General features: G+C 67.6%; 19 protein-coding genes. 5 read left to right on the top strand and 14 right to left on the bottom strand.

Features of this window, described 5'->3' with window-relative positions; genetic code table 11:
• Window positions 1-222: 222 nt before the first annotated feature.
• A complete protein-coding gene (locus KHN96_RS13120; protein WP_062737913.1) occupies window positions 223-1,518 on the top strand; it encodes a phospholipase A in 1,296 nt (431 codons plus the stop codon).
• 16 nt (window positions 1,519-1,534) lie between these two features.
• On the opposite strand, the gene rnk is transcribed toward KHN96_RS13120, so the two are convergent.
• The 4 genes from rnk to grpE all read right to left on the bottom strand — a co-directional run bounded on the left by rnk (window position 1,535) and on the right by grpE (window position 3,339).
• On the bottom strand, window positions 1,535-1,942 hold the full coding sequence (gene rnk / locus KHN96_RS13115; protein ID WP_045787614.1) for a nucleoside diphosphate kinase regulator: 408 nt from the start codon (window positions 1,940-1,942) through the stop codon (window positions 1,535-1,537).
• A gap of 163 nt (window positions 1,943-2,105) precedes the next feature.
• Window positions 2,106-2,264, bottom strand: coding sequence for a hypothetical protein (locus KHN96_RS13110; RefSeq protein WP_181817411.1), 159 nt, complete (start codon window positions 2,262-2,264; stop codon window positions 2,106-2,108).
• Between the two features lie 6 nt (window positions 2,265-2,270).
• On the bottom strand, window positions 2,271-2,696 hold the full coding sequence (locus KHN96_RS13105; protein ID WP_062737914.1) for a thioredoxin family protein: 426 nt from the start codon (window positions 2,694-2,696) through the stop codon (window positions 2,271-2,273).
• A 13-nt stretch (window positions 2,697-2,709) separates the two neighbouring features.
• The gene (grpE, locus tag KHN96_RS13100; protein ID WP_062737915.1) at window positions 2,710-3,339 is read right to left on the bottom strand and encodes a nucleotide exchange factor GrpE; all 630 of its coding nucleotides are present in this window, start codon (window positions 3,337-3,339) and stop codon (window positions 2,710-2,712) included.
• A gap of 261 nt (window positions 3,340-3,600) precedes the next feature.
• On the opposite strand from grpE, the gene KHN96_RS13095 reads away from it, so the two are divergent.
• On the top strand, window positions 3,601-3,795 hold the full coding sequence (locus tag KHN96_RS13095) for a hypothetical protein (protein ID WP_045787617.1): 195 nt from the start codon (window positions 3,601-3,603) through the stop codon (window positions 3,793-3,795).
• A gap of 21 nt (window positions 3,796-3,816) precedes the next feature.
• Here KHN96_RS13095 and KHN96_RS13090 read toward each other — a convergent pair whose 3' ends face one another.
• From KHN96_RS13090 to hutU, 6 genes are read right to left on the bottom strand one after another with little or no spacing between them, the layout of a single operon-like run.
• On the bottom strand, window positions 3,817-4,215 hold the full coding sequence (locus tag KHN96_RS13090; RefSeq protein ID WP_045787618.1) for an RNA-binding S4 domain-containing protein: 399 nt from the start codon (window positions 4,213-4,215) through the stop codon (window positions 3,817-3,819).
• Window positions 4,212-5,327, bottom strand: coding sequence for a ferrochelatase (gene hemH, locus KHN96_RS13085; protein WP_062737916.1), 1,116 nt, complete (start codon window positions 5,325-5,327; stop codon window positions 4,212-4,214). Before hemH ends, KHN96_RS13090 begins: the two co-directional genes overlap by 4 nt.
• 56 nt (window positions 5,328-5,383) lie before the next feature.
• On the bottom strand, window positions 5,384-6,601 hold the full coding sequence (gene hutI / locus KHN96_RS13080; protein WP_373994664.1) for an imidazolonepropionase: 1,218 nt from the start codon (window positions 6,599-6,601) through the stop codon (window positions 5,384-5,386).
• 1 nt (window position 6,602) lies between these two features.
• The gene (gene hutG, locus KHN96_RS13075) at window positions 6,603-7,580 is read right to left on the bottom strand and encodes a formimidoylglutamase (RefSeq protein ID WP_045787621.1); all 978 of its coding nucleotides are present in this window, start codon (window positions 7,578-7,580) and stop codon (window positions 6,603-6,605) included.
• A 2-nt stretch (window positions 7,581-7,582) separates the two neighbouring features.
• Window positions 7,583-9,139, bottom strand: coding sequence for a histidine ammonia-lyase (hutH, locus tag KHN96_RS13070; RefSeq protein ID WP_045787622.1), 1,557 nt, complete (start codon window positions 9,137-9,139; stop codon window positions 7,583-7,585).
• Window positions 9,140-9,168: 29 nt separating this feature from the next.
• Window positions 9,169-10,887 (bottom strand): urocanate hydratase, encoded by a 1,719-nt coding sequence (hutU, locus tag KHN96_RS13065; protein ID WP_062737918.1) that lies wholly within the window; start codon window positions 10,885-10,887, stop codon window positions 9,169-9,171.
• A gap of 155 nt (window positions 10,888-11,042) precedes the next feature.
• Here hutU and hutC point away from each other — a divergent pair, with 155 nt between their 5' ends.
• Window positions 11,043-11,756: a histidine utilization transcriptional repressor HutC gene (hutC, locus tag KHN96_RS13060; RefSeq protein WP_045787935.1), complete on the top strand. Its 714-nt coding sequence runs from the start codon at window positions 11,043-11,045 to the stop codon at window positions 11,754-11,756.
• A 12-nt stretch (window positions 11,757-11,768) separates the two neighbouring features.
• Here hutC and KHN96_RS13055 read toward each other — a convergent pair whose 3' ends face one another.
• The 4 genes from KHN96_RS13055 to hrcA form a co-directional block, all read right to left on the bottom strand.
• Window positions 11,769-12,638, bottom strand: coding sequence for an ABC transporter permease subunit (locus tag KHN96_RS13055; protein ID WP_062737919.1), 870 nt, complete (start codon window positions 12,636-12,638; stop codon window positions 11,769-11,771).
• Complete coding sequence (locus KHN96_RS13050; RefSeq protein ID WP_062737920.1) at window positions 12,635-13,426, bottom strand: taurine ABC transporter ATP-binding protein; 792 nt, start codon at window positions 13,424-13,426, stop codon at window positions 12,635-12,637. The genes KHN96_RS13055 and KHN96_RS13050 overlap by 4 nt, the downstream gene beginning before the upstream one ends.
• Window positions 13,423-14,484, bottom strand: a complete 1,062-nt coding sequence (tauA, locus tag KHN96_RS13045; RefSeq protein ID WP_045787626.1) for a taurine ABC transporter substrate-binding protein — start codon at window positions 14,482-14,484, stop codon at window positions 13,423-13,425. Before tauA ends, KHN96_RS13050 begins: the two co-directional genes overlap by 4 nt.
• A gap of 178 nt (window positions 14,485-14,662) precedes the next feature.
• Window positions 14,663-15,721: a heat-inducible transcriptional repressor HrcA gene (hrcA, locus tag KHN96_RS13040; protein WP_045787627.1), complete on the bottom strand. Its 1,059-nt coding sequence runs from the start codon at window positions 15,719-15,721 to the stop codon at window positions 14,663-14,665.
• 110 nt (window positions 15,722-15,831) lie between these two features.
• On the opposite strand from hrcA, the gene KHN96_RS13035 reads away from it, so the two are divergent.
• Together KHN96_RS13035 and recN are read left to right on the top strand one after the other, a co-directional pair.
• Complete coding sequence (locus tag KHN96_RS13035) at window positions 15,832-16,770, top strand: NAD kinase (RefSeq protein ID WP_045787628.1); 939 nt, start codon at window positions 15,832-15,834, stop codon at window positions 16,768-16,770.
• Window positions 16,771-16,909: 139 nt separating this feature from the next.
• A complete protein-coding gene (gene recN / locus KHN96_RS13030; RefSeq protein ID WP_062737921.1) occupies window positions 16,910-18,616 on the top strand; it encodes a DNA repair protein RecN in 1,707 nt (568 codons plus the stop codon).
• The last annotated feature ends 26 nt before the right edge of the window (window positions 18,617-18,642 follow it).

Raw genomic sequence — 18,642 nt, 5'->3', positions numbered from 1 at the left:
TTGGGTCGGATGTGGGAGTGCCGCCCGGCTTTTCAAGGCCGATTTTTGAAAAGTTGAGCATTCTGGCCGGTTTTTTTCGAGAAAGCACCCGAAAACGTGCGCTGCCTGGCAAAAACGCGCGTTTGGACCCTCCGCAGCGCCAGCGCCGGCGCGCCGGGCGGGGATGGTACCCTTGCGCCCATTGCCATCCGCCATCGGAATCCTCCGCTGGCCCCCGCGCCCATGCCTGTGCCCCGCTTTCGATCGTTCCTTGGCGCCAGTCTGCTCGCCGCATGCGCCGTGCCCCCCGCCAACGCCGCCGTCGCCCTGCTTCAGCCCTCGCGGCGCGTCGATGCCAACCAGCCGTTCACGCTCACGCTCGTCATTTCCGGCGATGCCAGCCAGCGCAGTTATGCCGTTCCAGCCACATTGCGCGTCACCGCTTCGGCGGACCTGCAAGGCCCCGTTGAAGTGACGCTCAACCGGCACAGTGGCGGCGCCGAGACGCTGCACCTGCGGCCGGGCCAGGTCCGCACCGTTGCCTACTCGGGGACGCTGCCGGAGGTGTTGCGCGGCACGGTCCGCCTCGATGCGCCCGACCTCGACGCGGCGCCCGTGCTCGTCACGCTCGTGCGCGGGGCGGACGCACCGCAGATCGCCGCGGAGGGCGCACCGGCGGGTGCTGTCCGCAATGCCGCCGCGGCGGCGACGCGCCCGGGCGGCGCGCTGGGCACCAATCCGAGCGCCCCGGCCACCGATCCGAACGCCACACCGGCCGCTCCGGTGGCAGTGGCCGGCATCGGAGAGACGCCTCGGCCGCAGGAAGAAACGTCACGCCTGACCTTTCACGAGCCGATGTTCGCGGCGGTCGGTGCGCACGAAGGGCTGAACGTCAAATTCCAGCTGAGCTTCAAGTTCCGCCTCCTCGAGCCGGAGAACCCGGCCTCGACGGGGCTGCTCGACAATCTTTACTTCGGCTATACGCAGTTCTCGCTGTGGGACCTCGGCAAGGAGTCGGCCCCGTTCCGCGATACCAACTACCGGCCCAGCCTCTTTTACTACCGGCCGGATACCGGCATTCGCGGCGGCGCCCTCACGCGGCTGTCCTTCGCGGGCGGCATCGAGCACGAATCGAACGGCCGCGACGGCGACGCCTCACGCGCCATCAACACCGTATTCGTGCGTCCGACCTTCCACTTCGGCGACCTGACCGACTACCACTGGAAGTTCGAACCGAAGCTGTATGCGTACCTCACGCGCACCGGCAACACGGACATCGCGCATTACCGCGGTTTTGGCGATTTCCGCGTGTCGTACGGCGCGCCAAACGGCTGGGAACTGGCCGCCACGCTGCGCAAGGGCACGCGCAAGGGCTATGGCAGCGTCGATGCGCAGTTCAGCTACCCGATGAGCCGCATCTTCAGCGGCACGGCCGGCTACCTGTTCATCCAGTACTTCACCGGCTACGGCGAGAGCCTGCTCGATTACAACCACAAGCTCGGATCTCAGCTGCGCATCGGCTACAGCCTCTCGCGCTGACCGCGCGGCAGGCGGCTCACAGCGTGTGCTGACCGCTTGCCTCGGGCTGGAAGACGACCGCCTTGACGGTCAGCGTGCGCTGGGCGCCGTTGGGCGCCGTGTACTTGACCGACTTGCCCGCCCGCGCCCCCAGCAGCGCCGCGCCCATCGGCGAAAGCACCGACAGTTTGGCCGACGCCACGTTCGCCTCTTCCGGGTAGACGAGCGTCCACTCCTGCTCGACGCCGGCGTCATCGACGACGCGCACGGCCGAATTCATCGTCACCACGTCGGCGGGGATCTTGTCGCTCGGCACGACATTGGCGCGGGTGATGAGGTCATCCACCAGATCGGCCAGCGACGAATGGCTGCCGGCGCGTCCGGCGGCCTTTTCGAGGCGGGTAAGGTCGAGTTCGGTCAAGTAGATGGCGGCAGTTCGTGACATGGCGATCTCCTGCGGGTCAAGGGTCAACGTTAGGCAGAGCCGCTGCCGACGGGCTTTCCGGGACCGTGCAGCGGCATAGAGGCCGGCGGGCATCGCGCCCGCCGGCGGGGATTCGATTCAGAACAACGGTGGGGTGGCCCGGCGGCAACGTGCCGCAAGGGCACTATGACGACCGCCGGGCGGCGGCAAGGGCCGCGGTCATCGCCTGGGCGGCGCGCGGCAGGGCGAGCTGCACGCGCTTGGGGCGTGCGGCACGGGAAGACGAAGCAACGAGGAAGGCCGCAGCCATCGGCATAGGCATCGGCGTGATCATGGTCGACACGCTGCCTCAGGCGATCGGCTTGCCTGCCAGCTTGTTGCGCGCATTGGCAACGGCAGCGGCAAACTGCGCGTGGCCGTGCCAGCCGGTCGCCCGGCCAAGCTTCTTGCCACGGTGGAAGAACATGAATACCGGAATGCCATGCAGGCCGAAGCGCTGGCCCAGTTCCGGATGCGCATAGACGTCGGCGTGCAGCCAGCGCAATCCGAGTTCGCGCACGGCTGCAGGCTGGGCGAGCATGGCCTTCTTGGCCATCTCGCAGTTGAAGCAGTCCACGCCCCAGAAGAACACGCACACGAGGTCGTCGCCCGCCGCCGCGATGGCCGCATCGATGGTCTCGCCATTCACTTCGCGCATGCCGAACGCCGCGAACGCGGTCGTATCGACCGGCGTAGCGGCGCGGGTGCCATGCGAAGTGGACGTGTTCTGGATCATGCGGCGCCTGGCCTTACTTGGGCGCAGCCACCGTCACGAGGGCCGGACGCAGCACGCGGTCAGCCAGCGTGTAGCCGCGCTGCAGCACTGTCACGACGGTGTTGGGCTCCTGCTCGGCCGGCACCATCGAGATGGCCTGGTGACGATGCGGGTCGAACTTTTCGCCCACGGGGTTCAGTTCCGTCACGCGCCCTTTCTCGAACGCCGCATAGAGTTGCTTGAGCGTGAGCTCGACGCCTTCCCGCAGCTTGGCCGCGTCGCCCGACGTGTCGGCCAGTGCAGCCTGCAGGCTGTCCATCACAGGCAGCAGGTACTCGGCAAAACCTTCGATGGCGAACTTGTGCGCCTTGGCCACGTCTTCCTGCGCGCGGCGGCGGATGTTCTCGCCCTCCGCGGTGGCGCGAGCCCAGTTTTCGTAGTTCTGGCGCGCTTTCTCTTCAGCGGCTTCCAGCTGACGGCGCAGTTCGGCGACATCCACGTCCGCCACGGCTTCGGCCACCGCGGCTTCATCACCGGCGACGGCTTGGGCCTCGGCGCTCGCGCGCTCTGCCTGGCTCGAATAGGCGTTGGCGGCCTGGCTGGCCGGGTCGGTCGGCTGGGCTTGCGTGTCCGGTTGCGATGGGGTTTCCGAAGTGTGTTTCATAGCGCTGGATAGAGGGACCGACGCACGGCACGTGCCGCGACAGGATCCACTGGATTTTTATGAACAATTTCTCCCCGATATGGGGCATTTGAGGCGCCTTTCAAGGGCGCAGGATGCCCGGCATCTGTGCGCCGTGCATCACGAAATACCGCGTTACAACTTTCATCCGCCTGCAACGGCACGGCAATTGCGGCACCACAATCGGCTGCCTATGATGCAAGAAAAAACTGGGGGGCGCGAGCTTCTACGAGGGTTCGTACCATGCATAACAAACTGCCTGTCCTGACCGTGCTCCTGCTGTTGACCCTGACCGCAGCCACGACGTTCATCTGCCTGTCTGGCGCCGTAACGCCGCGCTATACGGAATACGGCAGCGGCAAGGCGTTCTTCAAGCACTACATCGTCAAGCCGCCGCAGATGCAGCAGTTGCCGCGCGCCCTGAGCCTGTCAAGTTAGCACACACTCGCGCCGCATGCGTTATTGCCCGCCGAGCTTGTCGATGCGGCGCCGGTCCCGCTTGGTCGGGCGGCCGGCGATCTGCGTGGCCGGCTCACGATACAGCCGGCGCCTGTCGGCATCGGCTTCACGTTTGAGGCGGCTCGCGTCGGTCTCGGCGTAGAGCGTTTGCGCAACGGACGCGGGGCCGCGCACTTCGGCCAGCGCCAGCACCTGCACTTCCCACTGCTGTTCATGCGCGTGCACCCGCACGTGGTCGCCAATCTTGACGTCCCTGGACGGGCGGACCGGCTGGTCATTGATGTGCACGCGGCCGCGCTCCACGGCGTCGGTGGCCTGCGAGCGCGTCTTGAAGAAACGCGCCGCCCAGAGCCACTTGTCGATGCGCACGCGGTCTGCGGCGTCGGTGCTCACCTTCATGCCGCGGCTCCCTTGCTCTGGGCGCGCGTGCGGCTCGCTTCCAACACATGCGGATGTGTCAGCTTGAGCGGCCAGCCCTGCAGATGCGCCAGCGCAATATCGGCCATGCCGGCAATCCACGCCTCGTTGTCGTTGAGGCACGGGATGTAATGGAATTCCTTGCCACCCGCGACACGGAATGTCGACTGCCCTTCCATGGCGATCTCCTCCAGCGTTTCGAGGCAGTCTGCAGGAAAGCCTGGGCAGAACACATCGACGCGATGGGTGCCGACGCGGCCAAGCTCTTCGAGCGTGGGCGCGGTATACGGCTGCAGCCACTCGGCGCGGCCAAAGCGCGACTGGAACGTCACGAGGTACTGCCCCGGCTGCAGGCCCAGCGCTTCGCCCAGCAAACGGCCGGTCTTCAGGCACTCGCAGTGATACGGATCGCCCAGTTCCAGGGTCCGTCGCGGCACACCATGGAACGACAGCAGCAGCTTGTCGCCGCGGGCAAAATCCGGTGCGCCGTGCTGGGCCCAGTACGCGCCCACCTGCTGGTGCAGCGCGTTGATGTAGGCCGGGTCATCATGGAAATGCTTCACGAGCCGCAGTTCAGGCTGATTGCGCATCTGGCCCAGCACGCGAAACACCTCGTCGAACGCCGTGGCCGTGGTGGTGCCGGAATACTGCGGGTACATCGGCAGCACCAGGATGCGCTCCACGCCCTGCTTGCGCAGCGCCTGCATGACGGATGGAATCGACGGATTGCCATAGCGCATCGCACAGGCGACCACCACATCGTGGCCCTGCGCGTTCAGCAGCTGCTGCAGCGCATGCGCCTGGCGCTCGCTGTAGACGAGCAGCGGCGAGCCCGTCATGTTGGCCTCGCGCAGCCAGATGCTTTCGTATTTGTGCGCCGACGTGCGCGAACGCAGCGGCACGATCAGTCCGTTGAGGATGAACCACCACGCCGCGCGCGGAATTTCCACAACGCGGGGGTCGGACAGGAACTGACGCAGATAGCGGCCGACCTCGCGCGGCGAAGTGCCGTCAGGCGTGCCGAGATTGACGAGCAGGATCGCCGTGCGATCGGGCTGGCCGTGCTGGAACAGGGGTTCGGGCAAGAAGGGCATTGGGCGCGGTTCGCGGTAGACCGGTCGATTATACGAGCCGGTCCGCCGCGTCTGGCTTACGCCACTGCCACGCCATCCTTGACCACGCCCACGCTGGGGTTGAAGCCCATCGCATAGGCGAGGTCGGCGGGGCGGTCGATGCGCCAGAGTGCGAAATCGGCGGCGTAACCGGGGGCCAGCACGCCGCATGTGCCGGACAGCCCGAGCGCGGCGGCGGCATGGCGCGTGGCGCCCGTCAATGCCTCAAGCGGCGTCAGGCGGAACAGCGTGCAGGCCATGTTCATTGCGAGCAACAGCGACGTGAGCGGCGACGTGCCGGGATTGCAGTCGGTGGACACGGCCAAGGGCACGCCTGCCTCGCGCAGGGCGGTCACGGGCGGCAGACGCGTTTCGCGCAGGCAGTAGAACGCACCGGGCAGCAGCACCGCCACGGTACCGGCCCGCGCCATGGCGGCGATGCCCTCGGCGGTCAGGCATTCGAGGTGGTCCGCAGAGAGGCCGCCGTAGCGCGCCACGAGCGCGGCACCGCCCTGGTCGGAAAGCTGCTCCGCATGCAGCTTGACCGGCAGACCGAGGCGCTGGGCCGCGTCGAACATGCGCGCCGTCTGCGCCGGTGAAAAGCCGATGGTTTCGCAGAACGCGTCGACCGCATCGACGAGGCCGTCGGCGGCGAGTGCGGGCAGCACGTCGGCGCAGAGGTGGTCGATGTAGTCGTCGGCGCGACCGGCAAATTCGGGCGGCACGGCGTGTGCGCCGAGGAACGTCGTGCGTACGCGCACCGGCAAGGTCTGGCCGAAGCGGCGCGCGACACGCAGCATGCGGCGCTCGGTTTCCAGATCGAGGCCGTAGCCGGATTTGATCTCGACGGTGGTAACGCCTTCGGCGCGCAGGGCATTCAGGCGCGGCAGGCTGGCCTCGGCCAATGCCTCTTCGCTGGCCGCACGCGTGGCCCGCACCGTGGAAACGATGCCGCCGCCCCCGCGCGCGATCTCCTCATACGGCACGCCGTTCAGGCGCGCTTCGAATTCATTGCTGCGGTTGCCGGCGTAGACGAGGTGCGTGTGGCAATCGATCAGCCCCGGCGTCAGCCACGCGCCGCCGCCGTCGTGCTCGCCTGTGGCGCGGGCATTCGGCGGCAGATCGGCGCGAGCACCGAGCCACGCGATGCGGCCATCCTTCACGGCGATGGCGCCATCGCGGATTTCGCCGTAACCGTCGGCATGGGCTGCCAGCGTGGCGAGGTGGACGTTGGTCCAAAGCGCATCCCAGTGCATGTCAGTCACGCGCCGCTCCTTGCAGGCCAATGCCGTCGGCCACCCGCGCGACGAGGCGCGCCGCCACGCGTGCGGTGTGGTTGTCGATGTCGAGCGATGGGTTCAGTTCCGCCACATCGGCCAGGCGCAGCTTGCCGGAACTGATGGCGCGGTCAACGATGGGCTCAATCACGTCCATCGACACGCCGCGTGCCGACGGTGCGCTCACGCCCGGCGCGATGCTGGCCGGCAAGACATCCAGGCACATCGTCAGGTAGACATGATCGACCTGGCTCAGGAACAGCTCGACGACCTGCAGCACGTGGCCGAGCTGGAGGATGTCCATCTCGTCGTCATGCATCCAGCGCACACCGAGCTGGCGGGCGCGGGCAAACAGTGCTTCGGTGTTCGCGTACGTGCTCACACCGAGGCACGCGTAATGGAATGGCCAGCCGCGTCTTGCGCAGTCTTCTGCGATCTGGCGGAACGGTGTGCCGGAGCTGCCGCGCTCGCCCGCGCGCAAATCGAAATGCGCGTCAAGATTCAGGATGCCGATGCGCGGCGGCGGTTCCGATTGGCCAGCCAGATGCCGCGCCAGGCCGTTGAACGACGCCCATGCAATCTCATGTCCGCCGCCCAGCGCGATCGGGAACGCACCGCGGTCGAGCAGGTCGTGCAGCACGCCCGACAGTTCCTCCTGCGCGGCTTCCAGCGCATCGCCCTGGCACGTCACGTCGCCCGCATCGACGACTACCCTGCCCGCCCGCGCAGGCAGGTTGGCCAGCATCTTGCGGATGGCGTTCGGGCCTGCCTGCGCACCGGTGCGCCCATGGTTGCGCGCGACACCCGCGTCGCAGGCGAAACCCGCCAGCGCAACGGTATTGGCCAGCGGCGTCGATGCATCGATGCGGCGCACCGTCTGGTGCCAACGCAAGCCGAGCGGGCCTTCCTCCGCATCGACACGGCCTTGCCAGACGGTAGGTTCGGCTTGGACGAGCATGGTCAGGCGAGCGAAAGATCGGCGAGGTGGTCGCGGCACGAATCGCCCAGGTCGCCATCGAGCACGAGGCGGCGGGCGGCTTCGATGTCGGGGGCGAACAGGCGATCTTCACCGTAGTACGCCACACGCGCGCGGATGCAGCCATGCGCACGCTGCAGCGTGGCGGACGTCGCCAGTGGCTTGTGGAAATCGATGCCCTGTGCCGCCGCCAGTGCTTCGATGCCGACGATGGTGGCGGTGTTCTCGGCCATGTCCTGCAGACGGCGGCCCGCGAAGGTCGCCATGCTGACGTGGTCTTCCTGGTTGGCCGAAGTCGGCAGGCTGTCGACGCTGGCCGGGTGGGCGAACGTCTTGTTTTCCGAAGCCAGCGCCGCAGCCGTGACGTGCGCGATCATGAAGCCCGAGTTCAGGCCCGGCTGCTCGACCAGAAACGGCGGCAGGCCAGACAGCGTGGAGTCGATCAGCAGCGCGATGCGGCGCTCCGACAGCGCACCGATCTCGGCGATCGCCATGGCGAGCATGTCGGCCGCAAACGCCACCGGTTCGGCATGGAAGTTGCCGCCCGAGATCACCTCACCGGCGTCGGCGTAGACCAGCGGGTTGTCGGTGACTGCGTTGGCTTCGGTGAGCAGCGTGGCGCCGGCCTGGCGGATCAGGTCGAAGCACGCGCCCATGACTTGCGGCTGGCAGCGCAGGCTGTACGGGTCCTGCACGCGCTTGTCGCCCACAAGGTGCGACTGGCGGATGGCGCTGCCGGCCAGCAGGTTGCGGTACACGGCGGCGGTGGCAATCTGCCCCTGCTGTCCGCGCACGGTGTGCACGCGTGGGTCGAACGGCGCGTCGCTGCCCTTGGCGGCGTCCACCGACAGGGCACCGGCCACGGTGGCAGCCTTCAGCAGGCGCTCGGCCAGGAACAGGCCGTTCAAGGCGAGCGCGGTCGACACCTGCGTGCCGTTGATGAGTGCCAGGCCTTCCTTGGCGGCCAGCGCGATGGGCTCGATGCCAGCGGCGGCCAGGGCTTCCCGCGCCGGCGTGCGCACACCGTTTACGCGCACATGGCCCTCGCCCAGCAGGGCCAGCGTCATGTGCGCCAGCGGCGCCAGATCGCCCGAAGCGCCGACCGAACCCTTGGACGGGATGCACGGCACGATGCCGGCGTTCAGCAGTGCCAGCAGCGTGTCGATCACGACACGGCGCACGCCGGAGTAGCCCCGCGCGAGGCTCGCCGCCTTCATCAGCAGCACGAGGCGCGCAACGTTGTCGCTCAGGTCTTCGCCCGTGCCGACGGCGTGCGAGAGGATCAGGTTGCGTTGCAGGCGCTCCAGCTCGTGCGTGGGGATCTGTGTCCTGGCCAGCAGGCCGAACCCGGTGTTGATGCCGTAGGCCGGGTCGCCCTTGGCGACGATGGCCTGCACCGTGGCGGCCGATGCCTCAATGGCCGCTGCGCAATCGCCCGACAGCACGACGGGCGTGGGCGCGAGCCACACGCGGCGCAGGTCATCGAACGTCATCGCGCCGGGTTGCAGCGTGAGGATGGGGGGCGTGGTCATGGTGTTCATGGAAATCTGCGTACGTCTGTGTCTTTAACTTAGCCGATCATCGGGAGGTTCAAACCGTTGCGCTTGGCGCAGGCGATGGCGGTTTCGTAACCGGCATCGGCATGGCGCATGACGCCCGAGCCCGAATCGTTGACGAGCACACGGCCCAGGCGCTTGGCCGCCGCGTCGGTGCCGTCGGCGACGATCACCACGCCCGAGTGCTGCGAATAGCCCATGCCGACACCGCCGCCATGGTGCAGCGACACCCACGTCGCACCGCCGGCCGTGTTGAGCAGCGCGTTGAGCAGCGGCCAGTCCGACACGGCGTCGGTGCCGTCGCGCATCGCTTCGGTTTCGCGGTTGGGGCTGGCGACCGAGCCCGTGTCGAGGTGGTCGCGGCCGATCACGATCGGCGCCTTCAGCTCGCCATTCTTGACCATCTCGTTGAAAGCCAGACCGGCCAGGTGACGCTCGCCCAGGCCCAGCCAGCAGATGCGCGCGGGCAGGCCCTGGAAGGCGATGCGATCACGCGCCATGTCGAGCCAGCGATGCACGTGCGTGTTGTGCGGGAAGAGTTCCTTGATCTTGGCGTCGGTCTTGTAGATGTCTTCCGGATCGCCCGACAGCGCCACCCACCGGAACGGGCCCTTGCCCTCGCAGAACAGCGGACGGATGTAGGCCGGCACGAAGCCCGGGAAGTCGAAGGCGTTCTTCACGCCCTGGTCGAACGCGACCTGGCGGATGTTGTTGCCGTAGTCGACCGTCGGGATGCCCATGGCCTGGAAATCCAGCATGGCCTGCACGTGCACGGCGCAGGACTTGGCGGCCTCGTCGGTCAGGCGGGCGTGCTGCGACGGGTCACGTTGCGCAGCACGCCATTGCTCGACCGTCCAGCCAATCGGCAGATAGCCGTTGACCAGATCATGCGCCGAGGTCTGGTCGGTCACCAGATCCGGCTTCAGGCCACCGGCGCGGGCACGCTTGACCAGCTCCGGCAGGATTTCCGCCGCATTGCCGAGCAGGCCGATGGACACGGCCTCGCCGCGCTCGCAATGGTGGCGAATCAGGTTGAATGCGTCGTCGATGTCCTTGGCCTGCTTGTCGAGGTAGCGCGTACGCAGGCGGAAATCGATGCTCGATTGCTGGCACTCGATGTTCAGCGACACGGCGCCGGCCAGCGTGGCGGCCAGCGGCTGGGCACCGCCCATGCCGCCCAGGCCGGCGGTCAGGATCCACTTGCCGGCCAGCTTGCCGTCGTAATGTTGGCGGCCGGCTTCGGCAAACGTCTCGTACGTGCCCTGCACGATGCCCTGGCTGCCGATGTAGATCCAGCTGCCGGCAGTCATCTGGCCATACATGAACAGGCCCTTGCGATCCAGCTCGTTGAAGTGTTCCCAGTTCGCCCACTTCGGCACGAGGTTGGAGTTGGCGATCAAGACACGCGGCGCATCGGGGTGGGTCTTGAACACGCCCACCGGCTTGCCCGATTGCACGAGCAGCGATTCGTCGTCGTTCAGCTCGCGCAGCGTTTCCAGGATCTTGTCGAAGCAGGCCCAGTCGCGCGCGGCGCGGCCGATGCCGCCATACACGACGAGGTGCTTGGGGTTCTCGGCCACATCCGGGTCGAGGTTGTTCTGCAGCATCCGGTAAGCCGCTTCGGTCAGCCAGCTCTTGCAGTGCAGCTCGGTGCCGCGCGGGGCGCGGATCTCCCGCGAAGCGTCGTAGCGCGGGTCGTTGGTCAGGTGGACAGCGTCGATGGGGGCGTTCATGTGAGGTCTCCTGCAAACTCCAAAGGCATGCCGCACATCCTATGTTGTATATACAAATAAAGCAAGAAAACTTTACAACCTGGAGGCAAACCCCGATCATGGCTGCCATGCCTCCATCACATCGGTCCGCCATGCCGCGCCCCAAGGTCGCCCCCATGTCACAAGACGCACCCGCCAGCACCCCTGCCTTCCAGCGCATCAAGGAAGACATCCTGTTCCGCATTCGCAGCGGGGAATGGAAAGAGGGCGAGATGATTCCCGCTGAAGTCGCGCTCGCGCAGACGTTTGGCGTCTCGCGCATGACGGTCAACCGCGCGCTGCGCGAGCTGACCGCCGAGCAGATCCTCACGCGCGTGCAGGGGCTCGGGACGTTCGTCGCGCAGCAGAAGTACCAGGCGACGCTGGTGGCGATCCGCAACATCGCCGAGGAAATTGCCGCGCGCGGCCACCGGCACCGCGCCGAGCTGCATCAGCTCGAACGTGCGCGCGCCAATGAAGCGATGGCCGCGGCGTTCGGCGTGTCCACCGGGACGCTGCTGTTCCATTCCCTGATCGTGCACTTTGAAAACGACGTGCCGATCCAGGCGGAAGACCGCTGGGTGAATGCCGCGCTGGCGCCCGAGTACATGGAGCAGGATTTCACGCAGACCACGCCCAACGCCTACCTGATGCGGGCCGCACCGCTGCAGGGCGTGGAATACGGCATCGAGGCGCGCCTGCCCCCGCGCGAGATCGCCGAGATGCTCCACATGGACGCGCGCGAGCCGTGCCTGATGCTGCGGCGCAAGACGCTTTCCCAGGGCCAGGTCGCCTCGGTGGCGACCATGTGGCACCCGGGCGGGCGGTATCAGTTCACGGGGAGTTTCTGAGGCCTGGGCGGCCTAGGTGCGGCCCTTCCAGGGCACCACGCGTGCTTCGATGGCGCGCATGGCAAGGTCGAACGCCCACGCAATCGCACCGATGAGGACGATGCCCATCACCACGAGGTCGGTGCGCAGAAAGCTCGACGCGTTGAGCACCATCTGCCCGAGGCCCACCGTGGCGGCTACCATCTCGGCGGCCACCAGCGTGGTCCAGCCGAACCCGATGGCGATGCGCAAGCCGGTCAGGATCTCGGGCAGCGCCGCCGGCAGGATCACGTGGCGCACCACTTGCGTGAAGCTTGCGCCGAGCGCATATGCGGCGTTGATCTGCTCAAGCGTGGCGCTGCGTACGCCGGCACGCGCGGCCATGGCAATCGGTGCGAAGCAGGCAAGATAGATGACGACAATCTTCGCCCGCTCATCAATGCCCAGCCAGATGACCACGAGCGGCAGGTATGCCAGCGGCGGCAGCGGGCGATAAAACTCGATGGGCGGATCCAGTAAGCCGCGCGCGGTGCGGGAAACGCCCATCGCGAGGCCGATCGGTATGGCCGTCACGGCAGCCAGCGCAAACGCGCCGAAGACGCGCAGCGCGCTCCAGCCCAGATGCGACGCCAGCGGCTGGCCGCCTTGAATATCGCCATGCCAGGCATCGATGAACGCGCGCCCGACGGCCTGCGGTGAAGGCAGGAACAACGGCGGCACCCAATGGAAGGTGGTTGCCGCCCACCAAAGCACGACCAACGCCGTCACCGACAACACACTGAGCCGCAATGCGCTGCCCTCGCCCGGCAGACGATAGCCGCGCAGCCTGTGCGCCGGCCTGCTCGAAGGCGGCGCTGCAACGACGGAGGCGCGCTGCAGCACGGGAGTTTCGAGCGCGCTCATGCGAGCAGCTCCTCGGGGGCATGGTGGATCAGCGCCAATACACGCTCGCGCCAGGCAATGAATTCCGGCGACGATTTCACCGCGCGGGCGTCGCCGCCTGCCAGCGCCTGCCGCGAGAACGGCAGATCGAATGTCTGCACGATGCGGCCCGGCGATGGCGACATCACGATCAGGCGCGTCGCCAGGAACAGCGCCTCCTCCACGTCGTGCGTGATGAAGAAAACGGTCGTGCCGGTGCGCTGCCAGACATCGAGCACCAGCGTCTGCATGGTCTCGCGCGTCAACGCGTCGAGCGCGCCCATCGGTTCGTCCATCAGCAGAACGCGGGGCTCCGTCGCCAGCGCGCGGGCGATGCCGACACGCTGCTGCATGCCGCCGGACAAGGCATACACCGGCGACGCGGCATGCGCTTCCAACCCGACCAGCCGCAGCAGCTGCAGCGCCCGCGCATGCCGCGTCCTGCGATCGACACCGCGCAGCTTCAGGCCGAGGGCCACGTTGTCGCGCACGTTCAGCCACGGCATCAGGCCGTAGCGTTGGAAGACCACGCCGCGCTCGGCCCCCGGTCCATCGACCTCGCGCCCGTCGAGCAGAATCTGCCCGGCCGTGGGCGCAACGAAGCCGGCCAGGCAGTTCAGCAGCGTCGTCTTCCCGCATCCCGACGCGCCGAGCGCGACGACGAATTCGCCAGCCTGGATCGACAGGTCCACGCCGCCGAGCGCCTGCGTCGTGCGGCCTTGCGCATCGGAGTAGTCGACACGCAGGCGGCGTACTTCAATGCGGCTCATCGCGCTGCCGTCGCCACGGCCTTCGCCCCACCGGCGACGCGCTGCACGAAACGCGCATCGACAACCGGGCCGTAATCCGGCAGCACGGCCTGGATCGTGCCCTGCGTCTTCAGGAACTGCGCGGTGGCCAACAGCGATTGCGCCGCGCCCGATTGCGCGCCGCCGCCCAGCCACCGGTTAGACGCCTGTTCCGCCGCATCCGGGAACGCATACAGCGCCAGGCTTGCCGGCACGTCAGCGGCCGTCGCGCCAGAAGTCTTGGCCACTGCCGCCACTTGTGGCGAAGTGGCCGTCCACGCTGCCTTGTTGTCACGATAGGCCGCATCGGCCTTGGCCAGCACCTCGACGAACTTGGCGAGGAAGTCGGCATGGTCGCGCGCGAACTTGCGGTCGGCCACGAAGCCGTCGAAGGTGGACTTGCCGGTGGCGGCGGCGATCCTGCCGGAGGTGGTCAGCACCGTGCCGGTCTTCTTTACCTTGGCGAGCACCGGATCCCAGATGAACGCGGCATCGACGTCGCCCCGATCCCACGCGGCCGACAACTCCTGCGGCCGCAGGTTGACGACCTTCACATCGCGCGGGTCCAGGCCGGCCTGCTGCAGCGCCACCAGGGCGTGGAAATGCGACGTCGACACATACGGCACGCCCAGCGTCTTGCCCTTCAGGTCGGCCACGCGCGAGACGCCGCTGCCGTTGCGCGCGACCAGCGCCTCGGCGTCGTTGATGTTGTCGAGAATCCAGAACAGCGACAGGCCAACGCCCTGCGACACGCCGGCTGCAATCGGGCTCGATCCCGCCTCGCCAATCTGCACCGAGCCCGCCGCAATGGCGCGCACGACATCCGCGCCGCTGGCGAGCTGGCGGTAGGTCACCTTGTAGCCGGTGGCGCGCTCCACTTCGCCGGTAGCCTGGGCGTAGCGCCACGGCAGCACCATGTCCTGATACGCGATGACGACCTCGCGCTCGGCCGCACGCGCCGGGGCGGCGCCGAGCAAGGTCAACGAAACGGCCGCGGACAGCGCCGCGGCAAGCCAACGGAAACGGGAAGAACCAGCCATGAAAGACTCCGGCAGAAGAGAACCGCGCACATGCGCCGGAGTCGATTGTGTGAGACGGCAGACCGCGCTGTCGTCGAAGAAAATCGGCTGAGCTTATGCCTCTGGCTAAGAAGCCGCTTCAGGGCCGTTCTTGGCAGGCGTGCAGCCGCGGACGGTCCAGCCCTGCAGCACCTCCGAATCAATACTGGCTGAGCGTGCTGGACAGCAGCTTGGCCGTGATGTCCACGATCGGGATCACGCGCTCGTACGCCATGCGCATCGGCCCGATCACGCCCAGCGTGCCGACGATCTTGCCGTCCACCTCGTACGGCGCGGTGATGACGGCCATGTCTTCGTGCGGCACGAGGCTGCTCTCGCCGCCGATGAAGATCTGCACGCCTTCCGCGCGGCTGGACACATCCAGCAGCTGCAGCAGGCCGGTCTTCTGCTCGAACACGGCGAACAGGCGGCGCAGCTTGTCCATCGAAGACGACAGGTCTTCCACATCGAGCAGCTTGCGCTCGCCCGAGATGACCACCGGGTCCTCTTCCGACACGGCGCTGCTGCCGGCTTCCACCGCCGCCTGCATCAGCGTGGTCATGTCGGCCTGCAGCGCGGACAGCTCGCCGCGCAGGCGTTCGCGCACGGCATCGAAGGTCATGCCGCCGTAATGCGCATTGATGTAGTTGGCCGCCTCCACGAGCTGCGACGGCGTGTACGGCGTCTCGGTATGGATGATGCGGTTCTGCACGTCGCCCTCGGGCGTGACGACGATCAGGAGGATGCGCGTCTCCGACAGGCGCAGGAATTCGATCTGCCGGAACGCATGCGTGCGGCGCGGCGTCATCACGATGCCGGCAAACTGCGAGAGGTTCGACAGGGTCTGCGCGGCCGCCGCAATCACCCGCTGTGACGATTCGGAGCCATGCGAGGCGAGCTGCGCACGCACCTGCTCGGCAATCGCGCCCGCCATCTGCTGTGCCATGCGGTCTTGCGAGCTGAGCACATCCAGCGGACTGGCCGTCAGCATGGTGTCGACGAAGAGCCGGTAGCCCCGCGGCGTGGGCACCCGCCCGGCCGAGGTGTGCGGGCTGGCGATGAAGCCCATTTCCTCCAGGTCGGCCATCACATTGCGGATGGTGGCCGGCGACAGATCAAGCCCCGAATACTTCGACAAGGTGCGCGAGCCGACAGGCTGGCCCTCGGCGATATACCGTTCGATCAGGGTCTTGAGAAGGATGGTGGCGCGCTTGTCCATGATTCTCCAATTTTACGCAAAATCGCCCCCAGACAACCGGTGACGTTGGCGTTTCCCGCCAAACTTCCTCAGACGTGGCGGGGGTCATATCGATATGGTGTAATGCGCGCATGTCGATTCCCCCGTCCGCCGTGGCCCCGCAAGCTCCCGCCGCCTCGCCCGCCTCCCCGTTCAAGACCGTCGCGCTGGTCGGCCGGTATTCGGCCGCCAACATCGCCGGGCCGCTCATGGAGCTGGCGTCATGCATTGCGGCGCGCGGGCATGACATCGTGTTCGAGCGCGATACGGCACTCAACATCGGCGTCCAGGACTACCCTGCCCTGCCGCCCGAACAGATGGCGCGCCAGGCCGACGTGGCGGTGGTACTGGGCGGCGACGGCACGCTGCTGGGCATCGGCCGCCACCTGGCCGGGGCGAACGTGCCCGTGATCGGCGTCAACCACGGGCGGCTCGGCTTTATGACCGACATCCCGTTCGAAGACGTCCACACCGTGCTGCCCGACATGCTGTCCGGTCGCTACGAGGCGGAAATCCGCACGCTGCTGCAGGCCCAGGTCGTGCGCGACGACGACATCATCTTCTCGGCGCTGGCGTTCAATGACGTGGTGGTCAACCGTTCGGGCTTCTCCGGCATGGTGGAGCTCGCCGTGTCGGTCGATGGCTTCTTCATGTACAACCAGCGTTCGGACGGCCTGATCGTCTCCACGCCCACCGGCTCGACCGCCTATGCGCTGTCCGCCGGCGGGCCGATCCTGCATCCGGCACTCTCGGGGCTGGTGCTGGTGCCGATCGCGCCGCACTCGCTGTCGAACCGGCCGATCGTCATTCCGCACGATGCCGAGGTCGTCATCCAGGTGACGAGCGGGCGCGACGCCAGCGTCAACTTCGACATGCAGTCGCTCACGTCGCTGCTGCCCGGCGACCGCATCGTGGTGCGCCGCTCCGAGCGCACCGTGCAATTGCTGCACCCGGTCGGCTACAACTACTACGCCACGCTGCGCAAGAAGCTGCACTGGCACGAGTATCCGACCGAAGACAACCGTCTTTAAGACCTGCCCATGATCCTGCTGCGCGGACCGATCCTGAACATGCGATGCTCGCCGTACCCTTGTGCGGCAGCGTCGTCCACTTCACCGTCGGCCGCTCGCTACGGGTCCTGAGCCGGTTCCAGCCACAACCCTTCCCGCCATGCTGCGCAGTCTCACCATCCGCGATTTCGTCATCGTCCATGCGCTGGATCTCGACCTGGCCGACGGCTTTACCGTCTTTACCGGCGAGACGGGCGCGGGCAAGTCCATCCTGATCGACGCCCTGGCCCTGACCCTGGGTGAGCGCGCCGATGCCGCCGTGGTGCGCGAGGGCGCGCCACGCGCCGACATCACCGCCGCGTTTGACGTGCAGCCCCACGTGGCCGCCTGGCTCGAGGCGCACGAGCTTCATGATGACGACGGCATGATCCTGCTGCGCCGCACCGTCGATGCCGCCGGCCGCAGCAGGGCGTTCATCAACGGCGCGGCCGTCACGCTAGCGCAGTTGCGCGAGGTGGGGGAGCAGCTCGTCGATATCCATGGTCAGCACGCGCATCAGCTGCTGCTCAAGACCGACGCGCAGCGCAGCCTGCTTGACGCCCACGCCGGCCTCGAAGACGACGTGCGCGCGGTGAGCGAACGCTATCGCGCCTGGCAGACCGTGGTGCGCCAGCGCGAAGCGGCCGAGCAGCAATCGCGCGAAGCGCAACTCGAACGCGAGCGCATCGAATGGCAGGTCAATGAGCTGCAGAAGCTCGCCCCGCAACCCGGCGAGTGGGAAGACGTGCAGGCCGAGCACCATCGCCTGTCGCACGCGGCAAGCCTGATCGAAGGCACGCGGGCGGCGCTCGATGGCCTGTCGGAATCGGAAGGCGCGGTGCTCACGCAGCTCGGCGCGACGCTGCATACGCTGCGCGAGCTCGCCGAGATCGACCCGTCCCTCGCCGACGTGCTGGCGGCGCTGGAGCCGGCCGAGGTGCAGATCCAGGAAGCCGTGCATACGCTTGCCCGCTACGCCGATCGCGCCGAACTCGACCCGGAGCGGCTCGCGGAAGTCGATGCGCGCATGCAGGCGCTGCACACCATGGCGCGCAAGTACCGCGTGGCGCCCGAGACCCTGCCTGCGGAGCTCGCAGACCGCGAGGCACAGCTCGCTGCGCTGCAGGCCGCCGCAGACCTCGACGCGCTGCAGGCGCAGGAAGCCCAGGCCCGCGCCGCCTACATGGAAGTCGCACAGGCGCTGTCACGCGCCCGCACCAAGGCTGCGCGTGAACTGGCCGAGGCGGTGACCGGCGCCATGCAGGGCCTGTCGATGGCCGGCGGGCGTTTCGACATCGCGCTGCATGCCCTCGAACATGGCGGTGCGGCAGGGCTGGAGCAGGTGGAATTCCTCGTCGCCGGGCATGCAGGCGTTTCGCCGCGGCCGCTGGCGAAGGTCGCGTCGGGGGGCGAACTGGCGCGTATCAGCCTGGCCATCTCGGTGATTGCCAGCGAGGCCAGCCCGACGCCGACGCTCATCTTCGATGAGGTCGACTCCGGCATCGGTGGGGCGGTTGCCGAAGTCGTGGGCCGCCGTCTGCGCGAGCTTGGTACGCGCCGCCAGGTGCTGTGCGTGACCCACCTGCCGCAAGTGGCTGCGCTGGCCAACCACCACATCCAGGTGGCCAAGCGCACCGTGGCCGGCAGCACGCGTTCGGACCTCGTCGTCCTGGACGCCAGCAGCCGTGTCGACGAGATCGCGCGCATGCTGGGCGGGGCGTCACTCACCGACACCACGCGCCGCCACGCCGACGAGATGCTCGCCGCGGGCCGCGCACAACCCGCGCCGGCCGCTGCGGCGCGCAAACCCCGCCGCGTGGCACAGTGATCGCCTATACCGGAGACAAGGGCGTC

Origin of the sequence: Ralstonia mannitolilytica (assembly GCF_905397375.1) — a bacterium.
Classification (GTDB): Bacteria; Pseudomonadota; Gammaproteobacteria; order Burkholderiales; family Burkholderiaceae; genus Ralstonia; species Ralstonia mannitolilytica.
Note: the sequence above shows the minus strand (reverse complement) of the source record. Positions and strands in the feature narration are given on the sequence as shown.